Raw genomic sequence first — 25,440 nt, forward strand, 5'->3', positions numbered from 1 at the left:
TCACCTCGCCTATGTCGCGCAGGATTCCTATCTCATCAACGACAGCATCCGCCACAATTTGACTTGGGGCAGCGAGGTCCGCCCCGATCCGGACCTCTGGCATGCACTGGCGCAGGCGGGTGCGGCGGATATGGTCGGCGCGATGCCGCAAGGGCTCGATACGCAAATGGACGATCGCGGCACGCGGCTGTCGGGCGGCGAACGCCAGCGGATCGCGCTCGCCCGCGCGCTGCTGCGTGATCCACAGCTCTTGATCCTCGACGAAGCGACCAATGCGATCGACATCGTGACCGAACAGGCGGTGATCGCCAATGTACGCCGGGCACTGCCCGAAGCGACGATCCTAGTCATCGCCCACCGCGAGGAAACGCTTCGTTCCTGTGACCGTGTGATCCTACTGGAGACCACTCAGACCGCCATTTCGTAGCCGCAGGCCCATTGCGTCGACATGTCGACGTGTCTGAATGTTTCCATGTCGGAACTGAGGTCGCCCCTGGATCGGGACACATCGGTACAGCCTGCAGCCGTCTTCCCGACAGCAATTCTCCGGTTCGGCTTGCGAGGACAGGGCAACCCGTTAAGCGTCATGGATATTGCCGTTTTATCGGAGCTTTCGATGCGCCTCACCTTTGCTGCCGCTCTCCTTGTTGCAACTGCGGCCCCGACATCAGCTCAGTCGCTTCACCAATATGGCGCGCTTGCCCTCTCGCCCGCAGGGGATCGGATCGCGACGGTCGAGAATAGCGGTACGCGCGGCGTGGTGACGATCCGCGCCGTCGCGGACGGGCGGGTGCTGCGGACGATCGATCCCTGCGCGACGTGCAGCTATTCGAGGCTGACCTTCGCGCCGGATGGCGACCTGGTCTTTCTGGTACGCGACGGCACCGCGGGCACCGTCCGACTGACCTATGCCGATGCCAGGACGACGCGCACCGTCGCGACGATCGCCGGCATCGCACAAACGCCTCGCGTATCCCCCGACGGCAAGCGGATCGCGCTGCTGGTGACGCTGGGCGCCGCCAAGGAATCGGGCGCGACGCAGGCGGGCGTGCGGATGATCGGGGAAATCGGCGAGAAGAGCGACGAGCAGCGCCTCGCGGTGTTCGACATTGCAGCCGCAAAGCCTGCTGCGCCAGTGACGCCGCTGTCGCCCGCGGGTCGCTATATCTACGAATATGACTGGACGCCGGACGGTCGCGGCTTCGTCGCGACGACGGCGCTCGGCAATGGCGACAATAACTGGTGGGTGGCGACGCTCGACGCGATCGATGCGCGGACCGGCGCGGTGCGCGCGATCGCGAAGCCCGCGACGCAGCTCAATCAGCCGCGCGTGTCGCCCGATGGACGGACGGTGGCCTATGTCGGCGGGCTGATGAGCGATTTCGGCTCGATTGGCGGCGACGTCTTCACCGTGCCGCTGGCAGGCGGCAGTCCCCGCAACATCACCGCCGGCGCGAAGTCGACCGTGACCACGATCGACTGGACCAAAGGCGGCCTGCGGACGGTGACGCTGGCGGGCGATCAGGTCCAGCTCGGCACGCTGACGCCCGGTCAGCCCGTCGTGCCCGGTTTCGCCAAGCCGGCAAGTGTCAGCGCAGGCGACGGTCGCGCGGTATTCTCCGCCGATGGTCGCATCGCCGCAGCCGTGGTGCAGGATTACGAGCATGCCCCCGCTCTCTATGCCGGACCGATCGGCGCGCTGCGGCAGGTCACCCACGACAACGATGCGGCGCCCGCGCTGGTGACGGCGCGCAGCATCACCTGGAAGAACGAGGGGTACGACGTGCAGGGCTGGTTGCTCGCGCCTCGGACCCCACCCGCGGGCAAGGCGCCGATGATCACGCTCGTCCATGGCGGGCCGTCCTCGGCATCGATGCCGGGCTATCTGTCCGAGACCTCGCTGAATGCCGCACTCCTGAAGGCGGGCTATTACGTCTTTCTTCCCAATCCGCGCGGCAGCTACGGCCAGGGCGAGGCGTTCACGGCTGCCAACAAGCGCGATTTCGGGGGCGGCGACCTGCGCGATATCCTTGCCGGCATTGACGCGGTCGAGCGGCTCGCACCGATCGACGACACCCGCCTCGGCCTTGGTGGGTGCAGCTATGGCGGCTTCATGGCGATGTGGGCGAATACGCAGACCGATCGCTTCAAGGGCATCGTCGCGGGCGCCGGTCTGTCGAACTGGGTGAGCTATTACGGCACCAACGGCATCGATCAGTGGATGCTGCCGTTCTTCGGCAAGTCGATGTACGACGACATGAAGGCCTATGAGGACGTGTCGGCGATCTACCAGGCCAAGCGGGCGAAGACGCCGACCTTCATCTATGTCGGCGAACGCGACATCGAGGTGCCACCGACCCAGTCGATCGAATGGTGGCATGCGCTGAAGGACCGCAACGTGCCGGTCAGCCTCGTGATCTACCCCGACGCCGGCCACTGCGTGACGGGAGCGGAACAGTCCGCCGACGTGCGCCAACGCGCGATCGCCTGGTATGATCGGTACGTGAAGACCGCGCGCTGAGCATTCCCTGAGCCGCGTTGCGCGTAAACACAACTCCGCCATAAGGGGGAAAAGTGGGGGAAAGTATACGCAACCAAGTGATTTTGTTTCTGTGCTTTGCTGCGGCCGCATGCTCGGGGCAAACACCAACCCCATCGAGCCGGGCTTAACGTGGGAAACGCTGAAGAACGGCAGCCGGATGGCAGTCGGACCTACTGACGAAAACGCTACCGAAGCGGCCTCACTGATCCGTTGCTGGAAGACGGGAACGGCTTTCGATTGCGTGGCGATCCAGGGCGGCGAATGGAAAGATGTCCGCCGAACCCAACCGGCCGCGCTGCCAACCAAGATATGGGGCGCGCCCGTTCCGATCGGCTATGATTGTAGCATCGGGCACAGGGCCTCGGGTTACCAAGAACACATCAGCGGCAAGAACGGCCAGCTGACAGACCACATCGTTTCGAGTCTCATGGGACCGATGGAGGCGTCATGGTCGCAAAGCTTTCTAAAACGGTACTTCGATGCGAATTCGATCAAGCCTGAAACAGTTTGGTACGATTGCCGAGCCTTGGCGCAGGTCATTCAAGAGGGGTCGAACGGCACACTGGGGTCGAGCGGGGTAACCCGTGAACTCCTAGACGGGGAAATTCCCGTACGTTGAATAGCACAGATACCACGCCGCGATGGGGTCTGTGCTGGGAACAGAATTGTTCGTTATCGGAGCGTTTGTGAGGGTTCGGCCGGGTCTTGGATAATCAAGCGAAATTAGGGTTTTAGGTTGGCTAACCGGAATACAAACGGCGGCGGTGTTCCGCCGAGTTCCGAGGGTGATGGCTAACCAAACGATTATGCCTAGGTTCTACAATTTGCCGGTCATGTAACGACGTTCCAGCCGTCTTTTAGCCTTTGGTTTACGGCGCCCATGGCATCGTCGGCCATATCGTCGAGCGCAGTGTTGTTCGTTCGAGCGGCAGTATACTCGCGAAACACAGACGCCAGCTTGGTCTCCGTGACTTGCAGTGGATCTGGCGCGGCCTTTGGTGATGGAACGTAGGTTGTGCCGTCTGGTCGGACAATGACGAAATCGTCACCGGGCTACTGCTTGCTCTGCTCCCAGAAATACGCCTCGGCATCCGCCTCGGTCGCACACGTACCGGACAAGCCAGCACGGCTCGTCAGCGAGTACAACTCGTTAATCTCGTTTTCCCTCTGGCTTGGCGACGCCAAAATGTTTGCCATCTAGTGACCTGCTCCCCAGAATTCATGCCATTGGTAAGTTAGCTCGTCAGATGGAGACGAGTGATGCGGCGAGGCCGATTTACCGAGGACCAGATCATTGGCGTGCTGCGCGAGCATGAGGCCGGCGTGAAGATCGACGGTGCCGCCACCAGCGAACTCCATATGATGCGTTAAACGCTCGGCCGACTGCACGACGTTTGAACTGGTCATTTGCGCGTCGTCCGCAACTTTCCACGACTCGATCTGCGCGGTCGCGTCAATATGGTCGTCTTTGAGGGTGTAAGATTGCGGGGCAATGATCATATTCTGATCTCCTTTCGACCGAATATGGGATCCAGTGCGACACACACACAACTGTTGCTCCACCTTGGGGCATCAGGAAGGCCCCTGCGCTTTAGCCGTGGAGCCGTAAAATCTTTTGATATCAATGCCGGTTGCCTGATTGGCCCATCAAGTCGCCCCAATGGATATCAACGGGTTAGAGGTGCGGGGGCATCTTTCCGTTGAGAACATACGAGGAACGGTTTAGCTATCCGCGCCCCGTTCGAGACCCTTTGGCTGACGCTGCTCGGACGCGATCGTCAGCCGCCCGACTTCCGTGTCACTTGGGCTGGCACACAGTTGGCGAGGATATGCCAGGATATCGGAGTAACGCAGGACATCGATCTCAATGCAGCGATGGCCCGCGTTAGGACAGGTGGGCAGAGCGCTCGGTGAACCAGGGTATTGCATATGATCCAATCTAAGTTACGCATACGTCATCGCGGCAGGTTGAGCATTCCCAAGACGCCTCCCTGCCGCGATGACCCACGGTTCACGTACCCGCAGTTTTTTCGATCGCCGCGGTCGCGGCCTCGGCCTGCTTCAGCGCGGCCAACTGTTCGACGGCTGTCGCGGCATAGCGCGCCGCAAGCAGCCCGCGTTCCGCCAGCGACATCGCCAAGCGCACGTGCGCGGCGCGCTCCGGCGACAGGAAAGGCAGCACCACCTCGGCAGCGCCCGCGATCCGGTAGTATGCAGCCTGCGCGCGATTGATCGCAGTTCCGATCTGCGCGGCCTGCCCGGCCGACGGGGCCGGCATGGTCGCGCAACTGGCGAGCATCATCGACGCCGCACATAGCGCAGCGGTCAGCAGTTTCTTCATGGTGATCCTTTCAGGTGGAGCCTGAGTGATCCTTTCAGGTGGAGCCTGATCCTCAGGCGGGGGTGAGCACGCGATTGCGGAACCAGCCCCATCCGAAGGCTTTCTGCGTCGGGCTGCGCTCCATGATGTCGAGATATCGACCGCCCTGCTGGACGTTCATTGCGGCGAGCAGAACGTCTTCCCACTGCTCGGACGCGCGGCGTTTCTGGCAGCCAGCGAGCGCGGCATCGGACTTCGAGCCAAACCCGCCATCGATCTTCGCGAGGTCGGGCCAGTCGTTGCCGCCCCCGTTGAGCGCGTTCAGCGCGCGCTGGAGCATCATCACCCCCACGGGGCGCCATGTTCACGCCGGTGTCGAGCGCCTCGGCAGCCAGCCGCGAGGATCGCTTGGCGAGCATGTCGATGCCCGGGACCTTGACGAAGTCCGACCAGTAGATCGCGCGCGCGGTCACCTTAGACAGACTCCGCATGTCGCCGGTGTAGCCGTGCTGCCGCGCCTTCGACTGGGTGATACCCCAGCGGGTCGGCCCGCCCCGGTCGGCGGGGTGATTGACGTAGTCGCCTTCGCGCACGACCAGGTCATCGATCATCTGATCGATTGTCTTCATGACGACTCTCCGATGTGATGAACCTGCAAGGATCGCTTGCAGGTTGGGTCAGTTGGCCAGGTTGGGTCAGTCGATCTTGTCGAGCGTCCGCAGGGTTGCCGCCATCTCCGGGGGCACCACGGGCTTGCCGTGCAGCGCTGCGTCGAGGACGTCGATCGCGCTCTGACCGCGCTTCTTGAAGAAGGTGATGATGCCCGCGCCGACCGCGCCGATCATGCCCCCGGTGCCGAGAGCGGCGAACAGGTCGACCTGGTGCTCCACGATCCACACCGCGGTGATCAGCATGGCGAGCCCGGCGACGATGCCGTCAAGCACCCAGCGCTTGGGCCCCGCGGAATCTAGGGTGATGAACAGCCGGACCATGAAGCATGGCGAGTAGCCCGACGAACATCGACCCAGCGGGGAAGGAGTAGCCCAGGACAGACCAGATTACCGGTACCGTTACGCTCGGTACCGCAGCGATAGCCCCTCTCGCATTATCGAAGCCCGACGGCAGCGGTCGCCATCAGCAGGCTCACTACGAGGACGAGGATTGGCCGGCGCAGCTGAGGCCACCTCGACCACATATCGACGGGCAACGGCGCCGTTCCGCAGCTGGAACTCGAGCATCGGTTCGGCGAGGATGTGCAGCGCCATCCACATGAAGCCGCAGCTAACCGACAGCGGATCGAGCCAGCGCTTCAATGCGGCGACCCGCTCGATCGTGCCGGCGTCGCCTGAGCTCCACGACCACAGGCTGACCGCTTCCGCCCCGCCTCGGCTCGCGACCGCGCACCCGGCGAGGAAGATCATGATACGGTAGATTGATACCGGGTCGGTTGGGTGATCGATCGCCCGCGCCACCCAGAGACGACGCGCCTGTTTGCCCGCCATCATTAGCCCGAGGCACATCGCCGCGGTCATGACGAACAGGTTCCAGGCGAGCAGCCCCGGGTTGTCGGAAAGGGATGGCGGCGCGAGCGCGGTCGTCGCACTCATCGCTTGCCCGATGTAGTTGCTAGTGGCTGTCGCAGTCATGCGTCATCCTTTCCTGCGACCAAGTCGGCGGCGATAATACTGTAATCATTAGTACTTATTAGATTTTGGACCATACCCAAACCAAAGCTGTTGTAGTTTCATTTGACTAAAATAAGTGATTGAGGCTTTCTGCTGACGGAATTCATGAAATTACTTTGATCTGATGCGGTAGCTGGGCGGGAGGGGTTTTATGGCCGGTAAGCAGGTCTTCAACGGCCTTGACGCATTGCGCGGCTACGCAGCGATAGCGGTACTCGTCTTTCACAGTTCAGGACTGTTAGGAATGACCTGGCTATTCCCCTCTGGGTACCTATCGGTTGATCTCTTTTTGCAATGAGCGGCTTCGTAATTGCCCACTCTTATCAAAAACTTATTCTTGAACGTGGCTGGGTTTGGTTCATGAAAGTGAGGATTAAACGCTTCTTACCTCTCTACGTTCTGGGAGGGTTTTCGGCCTGGTCCGCGTAGCCGGGCTACTAGCCGTGGGCAGTGACACTCGTGGGTGGGTGGCGGCGGCTGTCGCCTACTTCGCTTTTCTCCCGGCTCCTGTCAGTCCATTTTCTGGAGGGGCGATGGCACCGTTAAATGCACCGGCCTGGTCACTTTTGTACGAACTGTACGCCAACCTAGTCCTTGCCATCATCCTTCCATGGCTGACTAATAGGCTCTTGGCTTTAATCATTTTCGTCACCGGAACGATCTTGCTCACTGCTGCCCTGAATGGGATTGGCCTAGTAGGCTATAACCTCAGTGATTTCGGCCTGGGCTTTGTTAGGACGTTCTTTTCTATCTCTATGGGTGTGAGCTTGTACCGTTTGCGGAGACATATTCCTACGGCAGGTATACACCCTATTGTACTACCAATTATAGTGATAGCCGTAGTTCAGCTGCCCCCAAACCCCATGTATTCTTTCGCGTTTGTATTGTTTGGATCGCCTTTAATATTGGCCGCCGGCGTAGCTAGCAGCGCTTCCAATGTTGCATCCCGCTATGGTGCATCATCATCCTTTGCAATTTACGCGCTACATGTGCCCATCCTTGGAATTGCATCGGGTGTAATATCTCGAATGAACCTAGCTTCAGAATTAGCTACAGGCTTGATCATCGTGGCCTGTGCAATTTTCGCACCTTACGTTGATCGTCATTTTGATCGGCCGCTAAGATATTCGCTGAAACCAGCTTGACCGGTACCGTTACGCTCGGCACCGCGGCGATAGCCCCTCTTGCATTACCGCAGCCCGACGGCAGCGGTCGCCATCAGCAGGCTCACGACGAGGATTGCGATCGGGCGCCGCAACTGCGGCCACCTTGACCACATGTCGACCGGCAGGGGAGCCTTCCGTAGCTGGAACTCGAGCATCGGTTCGGCGAGAATGTGCAGCGCCATCCACATGAAGCCGCACCCGACCGACAGCGGATCGAGCCACCGCTTCATTTCAGCCTCGCGCTCGATCGTCCCGGCGTCACCTGAGCTCCACGACCACAGACTGACAGCTTCCGCGCCGCCCCGGCTCGCGACTGCGCAGCCTGCCAGGAAGATCATGATCCGATAGATCGACACCGGGTCAGTCGGGTGATCGATGCGCCGTGTCACCCAAAGCCTGCGCGCTTGCTTGCCCGCCATCATCAGCCCGAGGCACATGGCCGCGGTCATGACGAACAGGTTCCAGGCGAGCAGGCAGGGATTGTCAGCGAGTGAGGGCGGCGCCAGCGCGGACGGCGCCCGCATCGCCTGCCCGATATAGTTGCTAGTGGCTGTTGCAGTGATGCGTCATCCTTTCCTGATTGTGCCAGCGCAAATTGACGGGCAATCATGCGCCCATACGAACGGGTGATTTTAGGAGGGGTATCGAATTGTCTTTGGCTCGAATGCTTCGCGCGATCCCCATCGCGATCGACATGGTGCGTTCGCGGATGCTAATCGCGTGGCTCAAAGCGTCCTATCCCGGTCTCACTGTAGGGGCGGATGTTATAATTCAGCCCGGCACCAGGATCCGAATGCTTACGGCCGCCACTATATCGATTGGGGACCGATCGGTTATTGAGCGCCGATGTACATTGACCTCGGAAGGCCGATTGATCATCGGGGCAGACAGTTTTGTCGGAGCGGGTAGTGTTATCGTAGCTGCCCAATTTATCGAGATTGGCGCTGACGCCCTGATCGCAGCGAATGTTACGATCAGGGACCAGAACCACGGTACAGCAGCGGGCGCCCCCTACCGGACTCAGCCGCTAGCAACAGGGCCGATCAAAATTGGCAGAAACGTGTGGATCGGCGTGAGCTCTGCGATCCTAAAAGGCGTGACGATCGGTGAGGGAGCGATCGTTGCCGCCGGTGCGGTTGTAACCAAGGACGTGGCGGCAAACTCCGTGGTCGGCGGAGTTCCTGCCCGGCTCATCAAATCTATCTGACCGCGATAAACTGGCGGGCACGACTCCATGGGTCCATTATGTCATCGCCAGCATCTCGAACGTCTGCAAGGGACGGCGGGGCAAGCGCTGCTGTCGTCCGCAATGCGTCTCCGATGTAGTTGCTAGTGGCTTTCGCAGTCATGCATCATCGCCTTCCTACGACCGGATCGGGTCGCGCTCGTGGGTTTGTGAGCAGATTGGGCGGGGTCGACACAGTGCGACGACGAACAATGGCCGCAGGGTCGCAGCATCTAAAACTGCTAAAACCCTGATTTATAAGCAGTTATCTGGCGTACGCATCTGATACAGGTCAAAATTGGTTTTAAATCTCATTGACTTGAGATCTGGTTATCCTCTTCGCGTTCCGAATGTCTAATAGTTACCGCGCAGAGGTTGACGGCCTCCGGGCACTTGCCGTGCTCCCCGTCGTATTATTTCATGCCGGAACGGCCCTTATTCCGGGCGGGTTCGTTGGCGTAGATATCTTTTTGTGATTTCCGGGTTCCTAATAACCAAGATACTGGTCGGCGAGGCTGAAAGAACCGGGCGCGTTTCGATCAGCGGCTTCTACGCCCGTCGTCTCAGGCGCATCGCGCCGGCGCTCTTGGTGGTACTTCTAGCAAGTTTCGGTGCCGCCCATCTGACCCTTCTGCCTGGACAGTATCTTGCATTTGCACGGTCGATGATTGCGACGCTCGGCTTCACATCGAATATCTGGTTTTGGTCGCAGACCGGGTACTTTGCCGCGCAGGCCGGTGTCGAACCTTTGTTGCACACGTGGTCGCTCGCGGTCGAAGAGCAGTTCTACCTGTTCGTTCCGATCATTATCGGCCTGCTCGCAAAGTCCCGGCGATGGCTTATCCGCTTGTTGATCGCGGCGACCGCGCTGTCGTTTGCCCTCTCCGTCGTGGGCCTATGGCGTAGCCCCTCGGTCACCTTCTACTGGCTACCAACGCGAGCCTGGGAGCTACTCTTGGGCAGCTTGCTGGCTATGCGATTGGTGAGACCGGTCATCCGCCAATCCGCCGCCCAGATCCTATCGGTCGCCGGACTCTTACTCATCGTGGGCTCGCTGTTTCTGTTGAGCGAAACAACACCCTTTCCCGGTACAGCTGCGCTGCCCGCATGCCTTGGCGCTGCCATGATAATCTACTCGACCGATGATCACGACATCGCGGTACGTCGCTTTCTGTCTTGGTCGCCAGTGGTTGGCATCGGACTGATCTCCTACTCCCTGTATCTCTGGCATTGGCCGGTGATGGTATTCTCGCGGAACTATTTCGGGCAGGAGGCATCGGCTTGGGCGACAGTCAGCTTGTCATTCGGACTTGCCGTAGCGACGTTGTTTCTCGTCGAGAAACCCACTCGTAAGGACTGGGGAATTAGACCGCTGCTGTTCTGCATTGCAGCGGCTTCATTGGCCTTGGCCATTGGCGCCTTCTTTGTCCTGCGCTCTGGGGTGCGCCCTCCCGGCTACCCGCGCACGCCGTCGAATTGTCTGCAGCATCTGAAGATCGTGCAACGATCTGTGCAGGTCGAACTGAATGGTGCGACACAGGCGCGCGCCCGGCCATCGCTATCATCGGAGACTCTCATGCAGCTCTACTTGCTGAAGCATATGACGCGGCGGGACTTCCGGTCAGGCTGCTCTCGAGCAACGCATGTCCACCGGGTTGGAAGTTCGGTAATATGCCTCCTCTAGACGCCCAAGCTTGCGATCTCCGAAACACCGAAGCGATCGACCGTGTGCTGGCCGATGCCGACATACGAGACGTCATTCTCGTGGCGAACTGGCCGAGTTACGAACCGCGTGACATTGCCAAGCACGCTGGCGCAGTGATCGCCCGGATACACCGCGCAGACAAACGGGCGACGGTTTTCTATGGTCTTCCCTACTTTAAGGGGAACCTCCCGGCTGGGCTTGCCAAAGCCGCTTGGTGGGACAGCACACCTCCTTCGTTGTCCCGCCCATCTATTCTTCAGCTATCAGGAGCAACGATGCTGGACGGTGGTTCCGTCCTATGCAGCGGAACCAACTGCCCGGCGGTCCTTGACGGTCGGGTCGTGCTCAGTGACGGCAACCATGTTACCCGCGCAATCGCCAGAACCAGGCTTCGAGATCTGGTGAAACAGTAGACCGATCACGGCCACACTGGCGGGAACACCCCTTCACCTTCTACAGCACCATCGCCGCGGTGACGCTGGCATGGCGCGGCGCGATCCCGTTCCATGCCTGCATGGTCGAGGTCGATGGGTACGCCGTGCTGATCGCGGGGCCGTCGGGGCGGGCAAATCGAGCCTGTCCGCGGGCCTGCTCGGCATCGGCGCACGGCTGGTGGCGGACGATCTGGCGGTCACGCGCATCAAGGAGGGTCGGGTCGAAAACGGCCGCATCGAGGCGTCCCGTGGTCGCCCAACGATGCGCCAGCACCGCGATACCGCCGCGCGGATCGACGCTGACCTGCGCCTGCCGATCCCTGGCGACCTGCGCGACAAATGGCTGGTGCGGCCGCGCGCGCGGTCGTCTGACATCGCCTTGCCGCTCGCCGGGCTATTGGCGCTGACCGATCAGCCGCGTATCCTCGGTGCAGGCAGTAAACTTGCGCTACTGTCGGCGCATCTCTTCCGACCGCGCTGGCTGGCCGCACTGCCCAGCCACGCCGCGCGAAGACAGGACCTGTTGACGCTCGCCGCGACGGTCGCGGTGGAGAGTCTTCCTGCGATCACGACGTTCGACCCGCATGATCAGGAGAACCGCGCACGCCGCGCCCTCCTGCAGATCAGGACGATGATCGGAGCGGAATCGGAGCAGGGCCTGCACGAACCAGCCGGTGAATACCCGCCGTGGTCCACCGCTCATCAGCGGCAGGACGCGGTGCTCGAGGTCGCCGGCAATGTCGAAGATCAGCGCGCTCCCGGCACGATCGTGACAATAGCGGGTCAGCATCTCCTGCGTCGCGGTCTTGCGCAGCTCGAAACCGCCGCCCTCATAGGCGGCATCGGACAGGTTGACGGTGATCCCCAGCCGGCGCGCGCCCGCCGCATCGTCGTGCGTGTCGTTATGCCAGTCGAGCGCGTCCAAGCCGTTGGCGCGGGTCTGCACGAGCCGCCCTTCGACGCGGTGCAGATCCTGGCAGCCGGTAACCACCTCTACCCAGTGCAGGAACGGCGGACGACTGAGCACGATGTTGAGCGCGACGCCGACCCGTTGCGGCGCCTCGACCTCGCGCGACCCGAGCCGGTCGACATGGTCGGCGACGAAGCTCCCGCGACGGCAGTGGTCGAGCAGGCTTGCTAGCAGATCCGGCTCGATGAGATCGCGACATTCGATCGCACGATGCCGCTCGAAGACGCGGGCAGGGCCGTCGGGCGGCACGAGTATTTCGGTACGCTGCGCACCGATCGCGATCGGTCGTCCCCGCGATCCGACAGCGAGGCTGGATCGAGCGCCGACGGTAGCATCGATGCGGACATATCCCGTTCCCCTGGAAAGCGCGCGAACAGCCAACCAACGCGCGCACCGGGATGGCGTCTAGCCGCTAGCGCTTCATGAAGACGAACGCCGCATAGTTGTCGTCGGATAACAGCCGATCGTCGGGACCATAAAACGGGCCCGGCTGTGGCTTGGCGCCCGGCGTCGCGATCGTCCGGTAGCGCATCGACGTGACGGTATCGGTGAACCGGAAATTGCAGCCCCACAGGATGAGCAGGCCGCCCGGACGGAAACAGGCGTCGAGCGCGTCGACCGCCGCGGCGAACCGCGCGAACGGCAACAACAGGGTGCAGCGGTCGGGACGCCATGCATCGAGATCGCCGTGGCGCAGCACCGACAGGCAGAACACCGCATCATAGCGTCATAGCCTTCTGCCGCCAGCGCGTCCGGCGTATCGGCGCACGCGAAGTCGATCTGCCCGAGCCCCAGGCGGTCGGCGATCCGTCGGGCCTGCCCAATACAGGCGGGGTTCGCGTCGATCGCATCGATCCGCGCGTGCGGTAGATAGCGTGCCAGCGTGACCGCCTCATCGCCCGTCGAACATCCGAACGACAATAGCCGCGGTGCCGCATTGGCCTCCAGCCACGCCGTCACGAAGGCGAACAGCGCCGGATGCCGATCGAGCCGCGTCATGGTCGCAGGCTGGAACAGCCGCGCACCGCGATGGCCGGCGCGTAGCCACCGCGTCCGAGCGGTGTCGCCAGCGCCCGGACGAAACGAACGAATTCGACCAATCTCGGATACCGCTTGAGGCGGTTGCGCACGCCGCTCGCGACCGACCGGTCATTGCGGCCGCAGCCAGGTCCACATTGCCGGAAAGTGCGAGCCATCCTCATCGTCGCACGCCGCCATCCGCCAATATTGCAGCATCTGCAGCCCGATAAAGCTGCCCCCGGCAAACGCCCCGATCAGATAGTCGGGGTCGCCCTTATAGCCTGCGTGGAACAGCGTGACCGGGGGAACGCCGATCGCCAGCGCCGCGGCATAGGACCAGGCGATCGCCGCCATCTCCTCGGCCGGATCGTCGCCGACCTCCGCCAGCGTATTGCGAAGCGCCGGATCGCTGACCGCAAGATGCCCCGCCTCGTGGAGCAGGTCGCCGACCCGGCCCGGTTGCGCGGAGTCGTACACCACCGCGCCACCCCGCACCGTCATCGCCGGCAGCACCGCGTCGCCAGCCACCGTCCCGGCTACGACCGTCAGCCCGATACGCTTCATGAAGGCGAGAATGCCCGCCAGTTCCGGAGCATCGCCTAGCGGAAAGGAATGCCCAGTCTTCATGTCGACACGTCTACTCGTCTACGGCCATACAGACAAGCTCGGCGGGAGCAGACAGCGGGGCAGCAAACACCCGGCTTGTTAAACGCCCGCCGATGGCCGACCCTCTATCCGCACGCGTCGCTGTGCGGGTCGACGTCCTCCTATCCAGGAACCGCGCATGACCAGGATCGTGCTTTTCGCGATATCGGCGCTCTCGCTTGCCAGTCCCGCCGCCAATCCCGCAGCCGCGCAGGTCGATCCGGTCGCGCGCGCACTGGCGACCCAGGCGCTGACGATCGCGACCGCACCGACGACGATGAAGACCATGATCGTCGGTAGCGAGCAACCCGACACACCCGCCGTCTCGGGCTCCTCGGGGACGATCGGCAACTCGCCGATTCAGGTCAACGGCAGCGCCGCCAACGACACCGGCTATCTCGCGTTCAAATACGGCGCGGACGGCAAGGGCGTCACCAACTACTGGGTCAAGACGCGCAGCCCGGCCATGAACGGCTATGCGGCGGTCCAGAACGGCGACCGCATCGTCGTCGACCTGTGGCAGGCAGGCACCGGCGGACAGACCGGGCATGTCGGCGGGACCCGCGTCACCGTCGACAATGCGGTCTTTTCGGCAGGCGAGGTGGCTGGCCGCTGGGCGCTGTTCACCGGCACCGGGGTCGCGTCGTCGCAGGTGAGCAGGCAATATCCGGTCCGCTACGGCACGATGAACGCGATCGTCGCCAACAGCTATCAGCAGGTTTTCTTCCCCGGCGGCGTGAATCCGGCGCTGCCGTCTGCGGGGAGCAATTTCGGCGGATGGGTGGTGATCGGCGCGGGCGCGGCATCGCCCGGCTTCGGCGCCTTGAAGTTCCTGCGGACGGGGGCCACGCTGCTCGCCACGCCGGAAGCGGGCGCGTTCGAGGTCGATGCGAACGCCCGGCCCTATTTTACCGCGGCTGACGGCGTCCGGCGCAGCATCATGCTCGCCGAGACCAGCGACCCGAGCGTCAAGGTGCTGCCGGGCGCGGGCACCGGCGCAACCGCCACGATCGATGCGAACGGCAATACGGGGGTCGTCACGCTGGTCATCGGTGCGGGACTAGGGCCTAAATCGGGGGCGGGGGCAGGGGACCTGTTCACGGTCACCTATGCGCATGCCTATCCGTCCGCCAGCTATCCGATCATCTCCGCCGCCAACGCAGCGGCGGTCGCGCTCGTCCGGAACGGCTATCTGACCGCGACCGCGACCGGCTTCACCGTCAGCCAGCCTTCCACCGGCGGTGCTGCCCTTCCCGCCGGGACCTATGCCGTCACCTTCAATGCGCCCGGCGTTTGACGGAGCCAGCCTCTCCCAAGCCGCATATCATCCGGATATCTCCGCCGAGTTCGCCTTCGTCTGTGCCTGCGCAGATCCGCTCCACCCGCCCCGGACGGACGACCGACACGACGATCTCGACGGCGACAGGCTCGCCGCGATCGCACACCGGCATCAAATCGTGCCGCTGGTCGTCGAGGCGCTCAGGCGGTGCAACCGGCCGATCCCGCCGGCTCTCGCCGCACGGCATGATCCGCTCGCGCCACTGCGCTCCGCCCGCGAGGCGATCCGATTGCATACGCTGCTGATCGCGGACGGGATCGAACCGCTCTTCCTCAAGGGCAGCACGCTGGCGATGCTGGCGTACGGCGCGATTCAGAGCCGGCAGTTCGGCGATATCGACCTGCTCGTCCGGCCGACCGATGCCCGCCGCGCCGCTAGGCTGCTGGAGGGTGCCGGCTACCGGACGCCGGGCGGAGCAGGGGATTTGTCGGAACGGGTTACGCGCGCGATGCCGCTCGCCAAGGACATGGCCATCCGTCACCCCGGCAACCGCCAGATCGTCGAGCTGCACTGGCGCATGACCGACGCTGCGCACGAGCGCCCGGTGCGCGATCGCGAAGCCATCCAATGGGTCGAACTCGCCCCCGGCGCCGCGGTGCCCACGCTCGCGACCGACGCGCTCTTCGCCTATGTCTGCAGCCACGGCGCGGCGCATCTATGGGCGCGGCTGCGCTGGCTGGCCGATGTCGCCGCCCTGCTGGCACGCGAGTCCGATGGCGGCGACCGGCTCTGGCACGCTGCCATCGCCCGACGCCAGACCCGCGCGGCCGCGTCCGCCATCCTGCTCGCCGGGCGCTTCTTCGGCACGCCCCCGCCACCCTCCTTCTCCGCCCCCGATCGCTCCGCCTGACACTGCTCGTCGCGCTGTCGCGGCGCACGATCGAAGCGGAGGCGGGACCACCGAACTCGCCCGTTCCCGCTGGCGCGGCTGGGCGGAGATGACCGGCAAGCTGCTCATCGCCTCGAGCGCGGGCGATCTTGCCGGCTGGGCCAGCCGCCTGCTGTTCTCCGCCCCTGATGAGGACGGCCCCGATCGCTCGCGCTTCTGGCTCGTGCTCCACCCCTGCAGCGGATCCCGAAGCTGCTCCGGCGACGCAGACTACGCCGTCACCGGAAGCGAGCATGAGCGGCCGTACCGCAGTATCCGATCGCTTTTGATGGCAGGACTACGCCAATCAATGCCGTCCGTGCATGTCGCCTGGCTAAATAAAAGCTAGGCCTTTCAAAATTGATCTGTTTCCGGTTACCACGCGACGAAAGGCGGGGGCACGCCAGGGGATGTCGAACATATGAAGATAAAACAATTGCTTGAATGCCTGTTCGGTCGCCACTTACGCGATGCTCACGGGGTTCGGTTCCGAGACGACATGGCGTTCAGTCGGTGCGTCGGCTGTCGCGTTGCGATGGTCAAAGTACAGGGACGTTGGCGACCGGTCGGCCGCAGTCCATTGTGGCAATATCTCGCTGTGGCTGCGTTGCTGCTGCTTTTGGCCTTTGGTTTGCAACGCTGGTATGCCGCAGCCCATCCCAAGCACGACATCGTGGTCTTCGTCGGAGACAGCATCACCGAGGGCGTTGCCGCGAGCGATCCGCTGACGACCTCTCGTCCGGGCCGGTACCAGGTTCATGCCGGCAACGATGTGATCGTCGCGAACGAGGGCGTGAACGGCATCACACTGGGCTCGTTGGCCGGTCTGGTATCGCTGAAGGATTACTACCAGTCGGGACGCCGCAATGTTGTGGTCCTGGGGGCGGTTCGAACGACTTCGCCCAGAACGCCAAGGCCATTCCGTTGTTCAAGACGCTGCAAGACTATGCCATGCGGCTGAAAGACGATGGCTGGATCGTCGGGGTCGGCACGGTGATGGCGCGCAACGGCCTACCGCCCGAGCAGGAACGCGAACGGCAGGCGTTCAACCGGATGATCGTTCACGGCCCGTTGAAAAGCCAGGGCATTGCGGTGCTCGACTTCGACGCGGAGCACCGTGCGGGACGCGTTCCCCTGGCAGATGGTGTGCATCCCACCGATGCCGGCTATGCGGGCATGAGCAAGCTCGATGTCGCGTTCGTCGACAAGGCTCTCGAGAAGCATTGAAGCCCTCGCGCCAAGTGGATCACGACGACATGACACCGACCCGGCGCGCAGCCGTAAGCGGCATCGTCAGCACTGTAGCGCTAGCGGATGTGGCGGCGAGGGTGGCACCAGCGACGCCCCTATCGCCGTCGTGCCCGTAACGCCTGCACCTGCACCGACGCCTTCTCCGACACCCACGCCCTCGGCGCCCCTGCTCCAATCGCGCAGCACGCTCGGTATCTTGACGTTGGGCATGTCGGTTTTCTGGGCGATGATCTGGTAGGCTTCAGCAATCCCGATCGATCGGCCATCATCGCCGACAACACGCCGACCCGCTACTTCGCGAAAGCGTTGATGGCCGCTCGGCCGGCCGGCCGGACGATCCGCGAAGTCAATGCAGCCGTCGGCGGTTCATTCGACGATCAGACCCCCAACCAATATGCCGGCGTGGCAGGAAAGCCGTACGACGTCGTTGTCCTCGGTCTCGGGATGAACAGCGGGTCGGCGTATGGCGTGCACGGGCGCGGACCAAATGCTGCTTATACCAAGGAGCGGCTTCGACCGCTTCTGCGCGAGATCAAGACGACGGGTGCCGTGCCGATCGTCTGCAACACGATGCATCCCTGGCCCGAAAGGACTACGCCAGCGTCAATTCGTAACGCGCTGAACGAAGGAATCGCATGGCCAGCCGAGCAGGAAACCCTGCGTTACGGGGGACGATTGGCGTTTGACCGAGAGGCCAATACGTTCGGCTCACCCCTTCTGGGTGTGGATGGGCAAGGGCTATTCGAGCGCGCCGGGGGCAGGCAATACGCGCCGGTAGCAAATTACGTATCGACGACCGCACCGAGCAGAACGCTGGGCAAAACGCTGGACCAAATGCTGGGATCGTCATGACGGTGACCCGCAGGGTTGGCGGCAATACGGTGCAGGTCGAACCTGGATCGATCCAGGAAAGCGGTGTCTTCAATAGTGTCGTTCGCCACTTCGATCCGCCGATCGACGAATTCCTGGTCCCGCCTTCCACGCAGCAGGTTCAGAAGCGCGATTGGACCGGGGGCGGCGTGATCGTCGACGGCTTGGCAACCTATGCGACCTGGAACGGGATACTTGCGGACCTTGCCCGCGAGGAGGACGTCAAACTGATCGACTTCGAATATCGCGGGTTCAAATGGGTGGAGCGACGCGGCGGTTGGCCCAGCGTTTATACCTCCACCCATCAAGGCGTGGTGTTCGAGACCTATAATCACCCGCAGTTGGCCGCCCAAAGCGTCATCTACGGAGAAATGATGACGTGGCTGGCAGGCGTGCTCGATACGAATGGGCTGAGCGGCGGCTTCGAACGGCTTATAGGCCCGCCCATACCCTGAAAACGCGATCGGATCTGGTAGAGCATGGGTGGCCGATCAGGCAGCGGTTGCAATACCGCGCTCACCTGATTGGTCTCGTTCCAGGAACCCTTAACGGTTGTAATCGTTTGGGCGGGGCAGCCGAACTGGCTGATACCTGGGAGTGACCTATGATTAAGAAACTGACCCTGGCCGCATCGGCCATTGCCCTGACTGCATTGCCAGTCGCAGCAAGCGCCGCCCCTGTTGCAAGCTCGGCTGGGTCGCTCTCGTCGGTTCGTGCAGGCACGCCTACGTCGAAGTCCAGCAATCTCGCTGGTCTCCAGGATCTGAGCATCGCTCCGATCGTCATCGGTATCGGCATCCTCGCGGGTGTGACGTACCTGATCATCGATCATGAGAACGATGACGACTCGGACAGCAACTGATTGAAATGGGCCGGTAATTCCGGCCCATTTTTACAAGAGCACAGTTTTCACAAAAGGCCTTGCGGCGTATCGCGACGATATGAACCCGCTGAGTTGAAGCGATCAACCGCCAACCGCATCCGGTTGCCGGGTTATAGCAAACCCGATTTAGAGGTTTGCTGTTTATCTGGCCTTGACCCGTCGGGCTTCGAACCCGATCGAGGGGTCTGGCTGGGCTCGGACGTTGTTTTTCCCAACGGCTTTCCGGGGAAGATGCATCGCCGCCCACCTTCGCCTCCAATGCCTCCACACGATTGGTCAAAAGTTCGAGATCGAGCTTTTCCGGTGTCGCCTGCAACGCACCGACCTCTCGCTCCAGTTCATCGATCCGCTTGTTGGCAGCGGCGATACGTATCCCGGCTTCCATCCGGTCGACGTCGGCCGTTATCGGATCCTCCGCCGCCTTCGCCGCTTTGGGCGTGGGCGTCGATGCCTGATCGCAACCTGCCACAAGGATCAGGCATGCCAGCGACATGATGGTTTTACTGAAATTTGTCATGCTGTCCGCCTACGCCTTTGCCAGCGCGTAATCCTGCACCAACACCTTTTCGGGAACGTGCCACGCTCCGGCGATCTTGCGGATCATCGGCAGGGTGAGCGCACGGTGACGCGCCAGTATCTCGGTCGCACGCGACTGCCCGATCAGTGCGGCGAGTTCGGCGCGGGTGTAGCCGTTCATCTCCATCGCCGCCTCGATCGCGCGCACCGGATCCAGCGGCTCAATCGGCCAGCGCCGGCTTTCATACGTCTCGACCAAGGTCGCCAGCACGTCGAGCCGATCGCCCGCCTCGGTGCCATCTTCCGCGCCCCACAGCGCCTCGATCTCGCGCAGCGCCGTTTCGTGATCCTGGTCGGTCCGGATAGGACGAATGTGCATCGCGCCACCTCCAATTGGCATACTCAAAACAGGCTCACCGTCAGCGCATCGATCTTGTCATAGTCCGCATGCGTGCCCACGAACTTGATGAAGGCGATCGACCGCTTCCAGTCGAACGCGACCACCATCCGATAGTCTCCGCCGGCAACCTCGAACCGCACCCGCTCGCCGTCGAGCGACTTGGCTTTCGAAAAGTCCGCGACCACCTCCAGCGGACTCTTCCACGAAGCCGCGCTGGCGACCTCATGCCAATGCCGCAACGAGGCTTCGGTCGTCGGATGCCTCGCCCAGAACGCGATCAACCTGTTCCTGGCGATGATCCTCATGCCGCAACGAAATAGCATTTCCCATGATGGGAAGCAAGCCATTTTCCCGCCATGGGAAGCATGGGGCTTCGTGCCTCGTATATACAGCATATATATAAGGCCGGATCGCCATCGCCTCGCCGCTACAGAAAGCGTTCGCCGGCATGATCGCGGAACAGCTCGTGGTTGCGGACATAGTCGGACAGGATCTCGAGCGACTTGTGCCGGCTGACTTCCTTCATCTTGAACACCGTCGCACCCTGCCGCGCCGCCTCGGTCAGGAAGCCGGCGCGCAGCGAGTGCCCAGCCACCTGTGCCGGGTCATAGCCCGCGGCCGCAGCGCGCGCCTTGACCACCAGCGCCACGCCGCGGTCGCTCATCGGCTTGGCCGTGATCCGCCCCTGCGGCGTCAGCTTGCGGAACACCGGGCCGTCACCGAACCCGGCGCAGGCGATCCACGCCAGCAACAACGCCTTGGGGCGGATCCGGCGCCCTTCCGGCACCGCGATCGTCGCACCTTCGCCTTCCTGGTCGGTCTTCGATTTGCGGATCGTGATCAACAGCCCGTCGGGCGTGATCGCGACGTCGTCGATATCCAGCGCGACCAGCTCGGATCGTCGCAGGGCGGCCGCCATGCCGATCGCGAGCAGCGCGCGATCGCGCACCGCACGCACGCTGTCGCCTTCGCAGCCACGCAGCATATCGCGCAGCATGTCGCCGTCCGCGGCCCGCTTCTGGACCTTCTTGATACCGTGGGTGCGCCGGATCCCGGCCACGACATTGCGGATCGCGACCGCGCCCGGCTGCTGCTGCGGCGGATCATATCCGGCCTGCGCATGCATATAGCCGATCGCCGCCAGGCGCCGCCCGATCGTCGATGGTCGTGCGCCGGCGTCCGCTTCGGCCGACAGGAAGATCGCCACCGCGCCGGGCGCGGCGGGCAAAGGCTCGATCGCCCGCGCCGCGCACCAGGCGAGGAATATCCGCCAGTCCGATTCATACGCACGTCGCGTCGCCGGCGCCCGCGCCGCAGCGACATAGGCGCGTGCCGCCTCGATCTCGTCGTCCAACAGCAACGGGATCAACGGTGTCGACGCAATCCGCGTGAGCGCGGTGTCGTCGAGGTCGTCGGTCATGCGTCAGTGCTCCAACAGTTCGGACGAGCCGAAATTTTCTTGATGACCAAAATTCGATTGGACCAAATTCGACCGAACGGCCTGTGATGCACCGAACACCGCATGGCAATTCCACCACGCCGAACCGATGATTCTTTATTCCGAGAATACCATTTATCGGAATAAATTGGATCTCTCAGGTTTGTCCCGGTGATCGCGCGACCGAACACCCGTCGCTCGACAGCTGCCGACGTTTTAACGAGAATATGATTAGACCGGTCCGACCGCATCCGTTCCGACTGTTCCCCCCAATATGGGCCCAAACCTGTAATTAACGCGACTTGTCGTTACGCAGGTTGTCGGTAAGGAACCGATTTTCGCAAAACAGAATATAGGGTGTCGAACATGATCGGAGACAAGCGCGTAATAGTGGTCGGGCTCGGCTATGTCGGGTTGCCGCTCGCTGTGGCGCTGGCCAAGTCGTTCGAGACCTGGGGCCTCGACGTCGATACCGGTCGCATCGCCGAGCTCGAGCGCCAGCACGATCGCACGGGGAAATCGATACCGATCGCCTCGCCGCGTCCAGCCTGCGCCTGACGACCGATCCTGCCGCCTGCCCCGACGCCGATTTCTACATCGTTACCGTACCCACGCCGGTCGATGCGAACAACACGCCGGATCTTGGTATCGTGATGGCCGCGACGCGTACCGTCGGCGGCATGCTGAAGCCGGGCCGGCGTTCGATCGTCATCTATGAGAGCACCGTCTATCCCGGCGTCACCGAGGACATGTGCGGCCCGGAACTCGAACGGATCAGCGGCCTCAAATGCGGCGAGGACTTCTTCCTCGGCTATTCGCCCGAGCGGATCAATCCGGGCGACCGCGAGCACACCGTCGACCGGATCACCAAGGTGATCTCCGGCCAGACCTCCGACGTCCTCGAGGACATCGCCGCACTCTATAACCAGGTGACGAGCGGCGGCGTGTTCCGTGCGGCATCGATCAAGGCAGCCGAAGCGGCCAAGGTGATCGAGAACGCGCAGCGCGACATCAACATCGCGTTCGTCAACGAGATCACGCAGATCTTCGCGAAGATGGATCTGTCGGTGTGGGACGTGCTGGCGGCAGCCGGCACCAAGTGGAACTTCCTGAAGTTCGAGCCCGGCCTGGTCGGCGGGCACTGCATCGGCGTCGACCCCTATTATCTCGCGCACCGCGCGACCGAACTCGGCTGCGATCCGCGGATCATCCTGGCGGGCCGTGACATGAACGACGGCATGGCGGCGTGGGTGGCCAAGGACGTGCATGACTGGCACGGGCGTTCGGGAGGCAGCGGCGCCGGCAAGGTGCTGATGCTCGGGCTGGCGTTCAAGCAGGACGTGCCCGATCTGCGTAACTCGAAGGTCGCCGATCTGGTCGCGGCGTTCCAGGCGCTCGGTCACCGGGTCGACGTCCACGACCCGCTCGTCTCCGCACCCGAAGCGTTGCACGAATATGGCCTGGAGATCGTTGCGGTCCCCGATACGGCCGAATACGACCTGATCGTCCTGGCGGTACCGCACCGCGAACTGGTCGAAAATTTTAACCGATTCACCCCGTTGCTTGCGCCGGGGGCGCGATCGTCGATCTGAAGAACGCGCTTGCGGGGTCGCAACAGGTGCCCACCGGGTCAAAACTATGGACGATGTAGAACACGGCCTTACAGGCAGACGGAGCGGTCACAGTGAGATCGCGAGTGTTTGCGTTCGAGGTTTGCGTGTTCTCTAAATTGTTTCGCCGCATGTCGGCCAGCGTATCGTCGGCGCGAAGCTTCGCCGGTCCCAAGGGCAAGCGCCTCTATGCGATCGGCGACGTCCATGGCCGGCTCGATCTGGTCGACGATCTCCTCGGCCGCATCGAGGACGACATTGCCGACCGTCCGGTGGAAACCGCAGTGGTTGTCTTCCTCGGCGACCTGATCGATCGCGGACCGGATTCCGCCGGCGTGATCGAGCGCCTGCAGAGCCTGAATCATTTCCCCGCCAGGATGCTGTTTCTGCTCGGCAATCACGAGGAGTTTCTGCTGCGCGCTCTGGCCGGGGAAGCCGGCGTCGCGCACGACTGGCTGGGTTTTGGCGGTGACGCCTGCGCGGAAAGCTATGGGATTGCGGTCTCGGCCCTGCAGGCGATGGATGAGCAACGGATCGCCGAGATTTTACAGACCGCTATTCCCGAAACGCACGTCGCGTTCCTGAAGACCTTCGGCGATACGTTCGCGTTCGGCGACTATCTGCTCGTCCATGCCGGTATTAGACCGGGCATTTCGATCGACCAGCAGCAGCCCCGCGATCTGCGCTGGATCCGACAACCCTTCCTGTCCGACGCGCACGATCATGGCTGCATGGTAATCCACGGTCACACGATCAGCGACGGCATCGATCATCGCACCAACCGGATCGGCATCGATACCGGCGCCTATCGGACCGGCGTTCTCACCGCGGCCGTGATCGAGGAGGACGATCTCCGCTTCCTAGCCACCGGATTGCAACCGGCGCTAGCGTAGCGCGACCTTGATCATGCCCTGCGGGCGTCGCTTGAAACGATAGAAGTCGAGCGGGTCCCACCGCGCCGCCAGCACGATCGCGAGCGGAGACAGCATGGTGAGCGCGATATCGACCAACATCCGGACCGGGCCCCCACGGGTAGCCATCGTTATGATAGCGGGCGAAATCGAGCGCCTCGTTGACCAGTTCCAGAGCAAGGACGATCAGCAACGGTACCCACGCGCTCAGCGGCAGACGCAGCAGTCGTGTGAAGCCGAGCATAAGCAACACTCCGAGCAATAGATGCCAGTCATGATGCGAGAGGCCCGTCGTTGCGGTCAACCAAACCTTGAACGCCTCCCATTCGAGTACGAGTGCGATCATCGCTTGTCGCCCCCGTCCATCGTGGTGGGCGCATCGACGAACTTGGCACGCGTCACCCCTTTATCGTGCAGGCGGAACATGATCTTGACGAGGCATTTGGTACGGGCATCGGTAAGGCACGACGACGCGCACCGGCCGTCCCGCCGCCCATTCCGCCGCGCGCACCTTGAACTCGGGGTCGCGCATGGTGGGGACCCGCAACCGAAAGGTCGCATTTGCGGGGCTTTGCCACGACAAGGATCTCGTCGGCTATAGCTCGGCTGACAGCGCCATTGACCTGAAGCAGTAGCGTGAGCGCGAGAGACAGCGACATGCGACATGCGACATGCGACATGCGACATGCGACATGCGACATGCGACATGCGACATGCGACATGCGACATGCGACATGCGACATGCGACATGCGACATGCGACATGCGACATGCGACATGGCAAGCCCGATCCTGTCAATGGGCATGCATTACCACCACAGAGGTCTGCTCCACGCTGCTCACCACGCGGGTTGCGACAAAGCGGGGTTAATTGTAGACGTGACAGCTTGCATCATGGGGATGCAGTTCGGCTTGCAAGGCGACGACATGACGAGAAACGGATCGATGACCCGGATAATCGCTCTTGGCCTGGCACTTTTGCTGGCGGCCTGTGCTTCGACGCGGGGCGGCAACATTCCCTACGATTCCAGCAACTTTGGCGCGCCGGATGCACCAAAGGTCGTCGCGGTCGATGACACCTACAAGCTTGCGCCCCTCGATACGGTCAGCGTCATGGTCTTTCAGGTCGGCGATCTGACGCGCGATTACGATATCGATCAGAGCGGGCGCATCACCATGCCGCTGGTCGGCCGTGTCGACGCGGTAGGTCTGAGCACCAGCCAGCTGGGCACCGTGATCGCCAAACGGCTCGACGAGAAATACCTGCGAAATCCCAGCGTTACTGTGTCGCTGAAGGCATCGGCGAGCCGCGTCGTCACCGTCGATGGGTCGGTCCGCCAGCCTGGCATCTATCCCGCGACCGGGTCGCTTTCGCTCGTCAAGCGATTGCGCTCGCGCGCGGCACTGACGATCTGGCCAATCCGCGCCGCGTGGCCATCTTCCGTACGATCGGCGGGAAGCGCATGGCTGCAGCGTTTGACCTAACTAGCATCCGCCGCGGCGAGATGAAGGATCCTGAGGTCTTTCCGGGTGACACGGTTGTGGTGGACGGTTCGGGCAATAAGAAGACCCAGCGCGACCTGATGCAGAGCCTCCCGCTCGCTTCCATCTTCTTGGCTCTCTGACGTCTTTCGTCTCTAGGA

The 25,440-nt window shown here is 62.6% G+C and carries 33 protein-coding genes and 3 pseudogenes; 20 read left to right on the forward strand and 16 right to left on the reverse strand.

Annotated features, from left to right (window positions below; genetic code table 11):
• The 3 genes from AC0IX7_RS20355 to AC0IX7_RS20365 form a co-directional block, all read left to right on the forward strand.
• Positions 1–427 (forward strand): ATP-binding cassette domain-containing protein (locus AC0IX7_RS20355; protein ID WP_471814019.1); only part of this gene is annotated, 427 nt, incomplete at its 5' end.
• A 189-nt stretch (positions 428–616) separates the two neighbouring features.
• Complete coding sequence (locus tag AC0IX7_RS20360) at positions 617–2,521, forward strand: S9 family peptidase (protein ID WP_471814020.1); 1,905 nt, start codon at positions 617–619, stop codon at positions 2,519–2,521.
• A gap of 109 nt (positions 2,522–2,630) precedes the next feature.
• Positions 2,631–3,161 (forward strand): hypothetical protein, encoded by a 531-nt coding sequence (locus tag AC0IX7_RS20365; protein ID WP_471814022.1) that lies wholly within the window; start codon positions 2,631–2,633, stop codon positions 3,159–3,161.
• A gap of 578 nt (positions 3,162–3,739) precedes the next feature.
• Here AC0IX7_RS20365 and AC0IX7_RS20370 read toward each other — a convergent pair.
• The 6 genes and pseudogenes from AC0IX7_RS20370 to AC0IX7_RS20395 all read right to left on the reverse strand — a co-directional run bounded on the left by AC0IX7_RS20370 (position 3,740) and on the right by AC0IX7_RS20395 (position 6,469).
• Positions 3,740–4,042, reverse strand: a complete 303-nt coding sequence (locus AC0IX7_RS20370; RefSeq protein WP_471814023.1) for a hypothetical protein — start codon at positions 4,040–4,042, stop codon at positions 3,740–3,742.
• A gap of 511 nt (positions 4,043–4,553) precedes the next feature.
• On the reverse strand, positions 4,554–4,883 hold the full coding sequence (locus AC0IX7_RS20375; RefSeq protein ID WP_471814024.1) for a hypothetical protein: 330 nt from the start codon (positions 4,881–4,883) through the stop codon (positions 4,554–4,556).
• Between the two features lie 52 nt (positions 4,884–4,935).
• Positions 4,936–5,205 (reverse strand): putative peptidoglycan-binding domain-containing protein, encoded by a 270-nt coding sequence (locus AC0IX7_RS20380; RefSeq protein ID WP_471814026.1) that lies wholly within the window; start codon positions 5,203–5,205, stop codon positions 4,936–4,938.
• 76 nt (positions 5,206–5,281) lie between these two features.
• Positions 5,282–5,491: pseudogene (locus AC0IX7_RS20385) on the reverse strand (glycosyl hydrolase 108 family protein); the annotation flags it as partial.
• 66 nt (positions 5,492–5,557) lie between these two features.
• Positions 5,558–5,854 carry a hypothetical protein gene (locus AC0IX7_RS20390; RefSeq protein WP_471814028.1) on the reverse strand — a complete coding sequence of 99 codons (297 nt, stop codon included), beginning with the start codon at positions 5,852–5,854 and terminating at the stop codon, positions 5,558–5,560.
• A gap of 78 nt (positions 5,855–5,932) precedes the next feature.
• Positions 5,933–6,469, reverse strand: coding sequence for a hypothetical protein (locus AC0IX7_RS20395; protein ID WP_471814030.1), 537 nt, complete (start codon positions 6,467–6,469; stop codon positions 5,933–5,935).
• A 545-nt stretch (positions 6,470–7,014) separates the two neighbouring features.
• Here AC0IX7_RS20395 and AC0IX7_RS20400 point away from each other — a divergent pair.
• Positions 7,015–7,692: an acyltransferase family protein gene (locus tag AC0IX7_RS20400; RefSeq protein ID WP_471814032.1), complete on the forward strand. Its 678-nt coding sequence runs from the start codon at positions 7,015–7,017 to the stop codon at positions 7,690–7,692.
• A gap of 44 nt (positions 7,693–7,736) precedes the next feature.
• Here AC0IX7_RS20400 and AC0IX7_RS20405 read toward each other — a convergent pair whose 3' ends face one another.
• Complete coding sequence (locus tag AC0IX7_RS20405; protein WP_471814034.1) at positions 7,737–8,237, reverse strand: hypothetical protein; 501 nt, start codon at positions 8,235–8,237, stop codon at positions 7,737–7,739.
• 347 nt (positions 8,238–8,584) lie between these two features.
• Between AC0IX7_RS20405 and AC0IX7_RS20410 the strand changes: the two genes are divergently transcribed.
• From AC0IX7_RS20410 to AC0IX7_RS20420, 3 genes and pseudogenes are all read left to right on the forward strand, one after another.
• Positions 8,585–8,920 carry an acyltransferase gene (locus tag AC0IX7_RS20410; RefSeq protein ID WP_471814035.1) on the forward strand — a complete coding sequence of 112 codons (336 nt, stop codon included), beginning with the start codon at positions 8,585–8,587 and terminating at the stop codon, positions 8,918–8,920.
• A 490-nt stretch (positions 8,921–9,410) separates the two neighbouring features.
• A pseudogene (locus tag AC0IX7_RS20415) lies at positions 9,411–10,211 on the forward strand (acyltransferase family protein); the annotation flags it as partial.
• Positions 10,212–10,414: 203 nt separating this feature from the next.
• The gene (locus AC0IX7_RS20420; protein WP_471814036.1) at positions 10,415–11,056 is read left to right on the forward strand and encodes an SGNH hydrolase domain-containing protein; all 642 of its coding nucleotides are present in this window, start codon (positions 10,415–10,417) and stop codon (positions 11,054–11,056) included.
• Between the two features lie 40 nt (positions 11,057–11,096).
• On the opposite strand, the gene AC0IX7_RS20425 is transcribed toward AC0IX7_RS20420, so the two are convergent.
• The 5 genes and pseudogenes from AC0IX7_RS20425 to AC0IX7_RS20445 all read right to left on the reverse strand — a co-directional run bounded on the left by AC0IX7_RS20425 (position 11,097) and on the right by AC0IX7_RS20445 (position 13,694).
• The gene (locus tag AC0IX7_RS20425; RefSeq protein ID WP_471814038.1) at positions 11,097–11,351 is read right to left on the reverse strand and encodes a hypothetical protein; all 255 of its coding nucleotides are present in this window, start codon (positions 11,349–11,351) and stop codon (positions 11,097–11,099) included.
• A 174-nt stretch (positions 11,352–11,525) separates the two neighbouring features.
• On the reverse strand, positions 11,526–12,296 hold the full coding sequence (locus AC0IX7_RS20430; protein WP_471814040.1) for a 2OG-Fe(II) oxygenase: 771 nt from the start codon (positions 12,294–12,296) through the stop codon (positions 11,526–11,528).
• A 163-nt stretch (positions 12,297–12,459) separates the two neighbouring features.
• A complete protein-coding gene (locus AC0IX7_RS20435) occupies positions 12,460–12,762 on the reverse strand; it encodes a hypothetical protein (RefSeq protein WP_471814250.1) in 303 nt (100 codons plus the stop codon).
• Positions 12,763–12,821: 59 nt separating this feature from the next.
• Positions 12,822–13,046, reverse strand: a pseudogene (locus tag AC0IX7_RS20440) (hypothetical protein); the annotation flags it as partial.
• Between the two features lie 150 nt (positions 13,047–13,196).
• A complete protein-coding gene (locus AC0IX7_RS20445; protein ID WP_471814042.1) occupies positions 13,197–13,694 on the reverse strand; it encodes a hypothetical protein in 498 nt (165 codons plus the stop codon).
• A gap of 157 nt (positions 13,695–13,851) precedes the next feature.
• Here AC0IX7_RS20445 and AC0IX7_RS20450 point away from each other — a divergent pair, with 157 nt between their 5' ends.
• The 8 genes from AC0IX7_RS20450 (at position 13,852) to AC0IX7_RS20485 (ending at position 18,902) form a co-directional block, all read left to right on the forward strand.
• Complete coding sequence (locus AC0IX7_RS20450; protein ID WP_471814044.1) at positions 13,852–15,009, forward strand: hypothetical protein; 1,158 nt, start codon at positions 13,852–13,854, stop codon at positions 15,007–15,009.
• On the forward strand, positions 14,993–15,901 hold the full coding sequence (locus AC0IX7_RS20455; RefSeq protein WP_471814046.1) for a nucleotidyltransferase domain-containing protein: 909 nt from the start codon (positions 14,993–14,995) through the stop codon (positions 15,899–15,901). Before AC0IX7_RS20450 ends, AC0IX7_RS20455 begins: the two co-directional genes overlap by 17 nt.
• An 88-nt stretch (positions 15,902–15,989) precedes the next feature.
• Positions 15,990–16,268: a hypothetical protein gene (locus AC0IX7_RS20460; protein ID WP_471814048.1), complete on the forward strand. Its 279-nt coding sequence runs from the start codon at positions 15,990–15,992 to the stop codon at positions 16,266–16,268.
• 186 nt (positions 16,269–16,454) lie between these two features.
• The gene (locus AC0IX7_RS20465; RefSeq protein ID WP_471814050.1) at positions 16,455–16,880 is read left to right on the forward strand and encodes an SGNH/GDSL hydrolase family protein; all 426 of its coding nucleotides are present in this window, start codon (positions 16,455–16,457) and stop codon (positions 16,878–16,880) included.
• Positions 16,871–17,146 (forward strand): hypothetical protein, encoded by a 276-nt coding sequence (locus AC0IX7_RS20470; protein WP_471814051.1) that lies wholly within the window; start codon positions 16,871–16,873, stop codon positions 17,144–17,146. Before AC0IX7_RS20465 ends, AC0IX7_RS20470 begins: the two co-directional genes overlap by 10 nt.
• Before the next feature lie 330 nt (positions 17,147–17,476).
• The gene (locus AC0IX7_RS20475; protein ID WP_471814052.1) at positions 17,477–18,022 is read left to right on the forward strand and encodes a hypothetical protein; all 546 of its coding nucleotides are present in this window, start codon (positions 17,477–17,479) and stop codon (positions 18,020–18,022) included.
• Positions 18,019–18,495, forward strand: a complete 477-nt coding sequence (locus tag AC0IX7_RS20480) for a hypothetical protein (protein WP_471814054.1) — start codon at positions 18,019–18,021, stop codon at positions 18,493–18,495. Before AC0IX7_RS20475 ends, AC0IX7_RS20480 begins: the two co-directional genes overlap by 4 nt.
• Positions 18,496–18,644: 149 nt before the next feature.
• Positions 18,645–18,902 carry a hypothetical protein gene (locus tag AC0IX7_RS20485; protein WP_471814055.1) on the forward strand — a complete coding sequence of 86 codons (258 nt, stop codon included), beginning with the start codon at positions 18,645–18,647 and terminating at the stop codon, positions 18,900–18,902.
• Here the strand turns inward: AC0IX7_RS20485 and AC0IX7_RS20490 are convergent.
• The 4 genes from AC0IX7_RS20490 to AC0IX7_RS20505 all read right to left on the reverse strand — a co-directional run bounded on the left by AC0IX7_RS20490 (position 18,862) and on the right by AC0IX7_RS20505 (position 21,259).
• The gene (locus AC0IX7_RS20490; protein ID WP_471814057.1) at positions 18,862–19,440 is read right to left on the reverse strand and encodes a hypothetical protein; all 579 of its coding nucleotides are present in this window, start codon (positions 19,438–19,440) and stop codon (positions 18,862–18,864) included. The two genes, AC0IX7_RS20485 and AC0IX7_RS20490, sit on opposite strands and share 41 nt — an antisense overlap.
• Positions 19,441–19,449: 9 nt before the next feature.
• Positions 19,450–19,818, reverse strand: coding sequence for a helix-turn-helix domain-containing protein (locus AC0IX7_RS20495; protein ID WP_187503095.1), 369 nt, complete (start codon positions 19,816–19,818; stop codon positions 19,450–19,452).
• Positions 19,819–19,841: 23 nt separating this feature from the next.
• Entirely contained in the window at positions 19,842–20,144 is a 303-nt protein-coding gene (locus tag AC0IX7_RS20500) for a type II toxin-antitoxin system HigB family toxin (protein WP_471814058.1), read from the reverse strand.
• A 122-nt stretch (positions 20,145–20,266) separates the two neighbouring features.
• Positions 20,267–21,259, reverse strand: coding sequence for a site-specific integrase (locus tag AC0IX7_RS20505; protein ID WP_471814059.1), 993 nt, complete (start codon positions 21,257–21,259; stop codon positions 20,267–20,269).
• A 384-nt stretch (positions 21,260–21,643) separates the two neighbouring features.
• Here AC0IX7_RS20505 and AC0IX7_RS20510 point away from each other — a divergent pair, with 384 nt between their 5' ends.
• The 5 genes from AC0IX7_RS20510 to AC0IX7_RS20530 all read left to right on the forward strand — a co-directional run bounded on the left by AC0IX7_RS20510 (position 21,644) and on the right by AC0IX7_RS20530 (position 25,422).
• Positions 21,644–21,835, forward strand: a complete 192-nt coding sequence (locus tag AC0IX7_RS20510) for a hypothetical protein (RefSeq protein ID WP_471814061.1) — start codon at positions 21,644–21,646, stop codon at positions 21,833–21,835.
• Positions 21,832–22,869 carry a nucleotide sugar dehydrogenase gene (locus AC0IX7_RS20515; RefSeq protein ID WP_471814233.1) on the forward strand — a complete coding sequence of 346 codons (1,038 nt, stop codon included), beginning with the start codon at positions 21,832–21,834 and terminating at the stop codon, positions 22,867–22,869. Before AC0IX7_RS20510 ends, AC0IX7_RS20515 begins: the two co-directional genes overlap by 4 nt.
• A gap of 125 nt (positions 22,870–22,994) precedes the next feature.
• Positions 22,995–23,780 carry a metallophosphoesterase family protein gene (locus tag AC0IX7_RS20520; RefSeq protein ID WP_471814063.1) on the forward strand — a complete coding sequence of 262 codons (786 nt, stop codon included), beginning with the start codon at positions 22,995–22,997 and terminating at the stop codon, positions 23,778–23,780.
• 794 nt (positions 23,781–24,574) lie between these two features.
• Positions 24,575–25,282 (forward strand): polysaccharide biosynthesis/export family protein, encoded by a 708-nt coding sequence (locus tag AC0IX7_RS20525; RefSeq protein WP_471814064.1) that lies wholly within the window; start codon positions 24,575–24,577, stop codon positions 25,280–25,282.
• On the forward strand, positions 25,261–25,422 hold the full coding sequence (locus AC0IX7_RS20530) for a hypothetical protein (RefSeq protein ID WP_471814066.1): 162 nt from the start codon (positions 25,261–25,263) through the stop codon (positions 25,420–25,422). Before AC0IX7_RS20525 ends, AC0IX7_RS20530 begins: the two co-directional genes overlap by 22 nt.
• Positions 25,423–25,440: the final 18 nt, after the last annotated feature.

It is taken from the genome of Sphingomonas sp. AC411 (assembly GCF_979253035.1).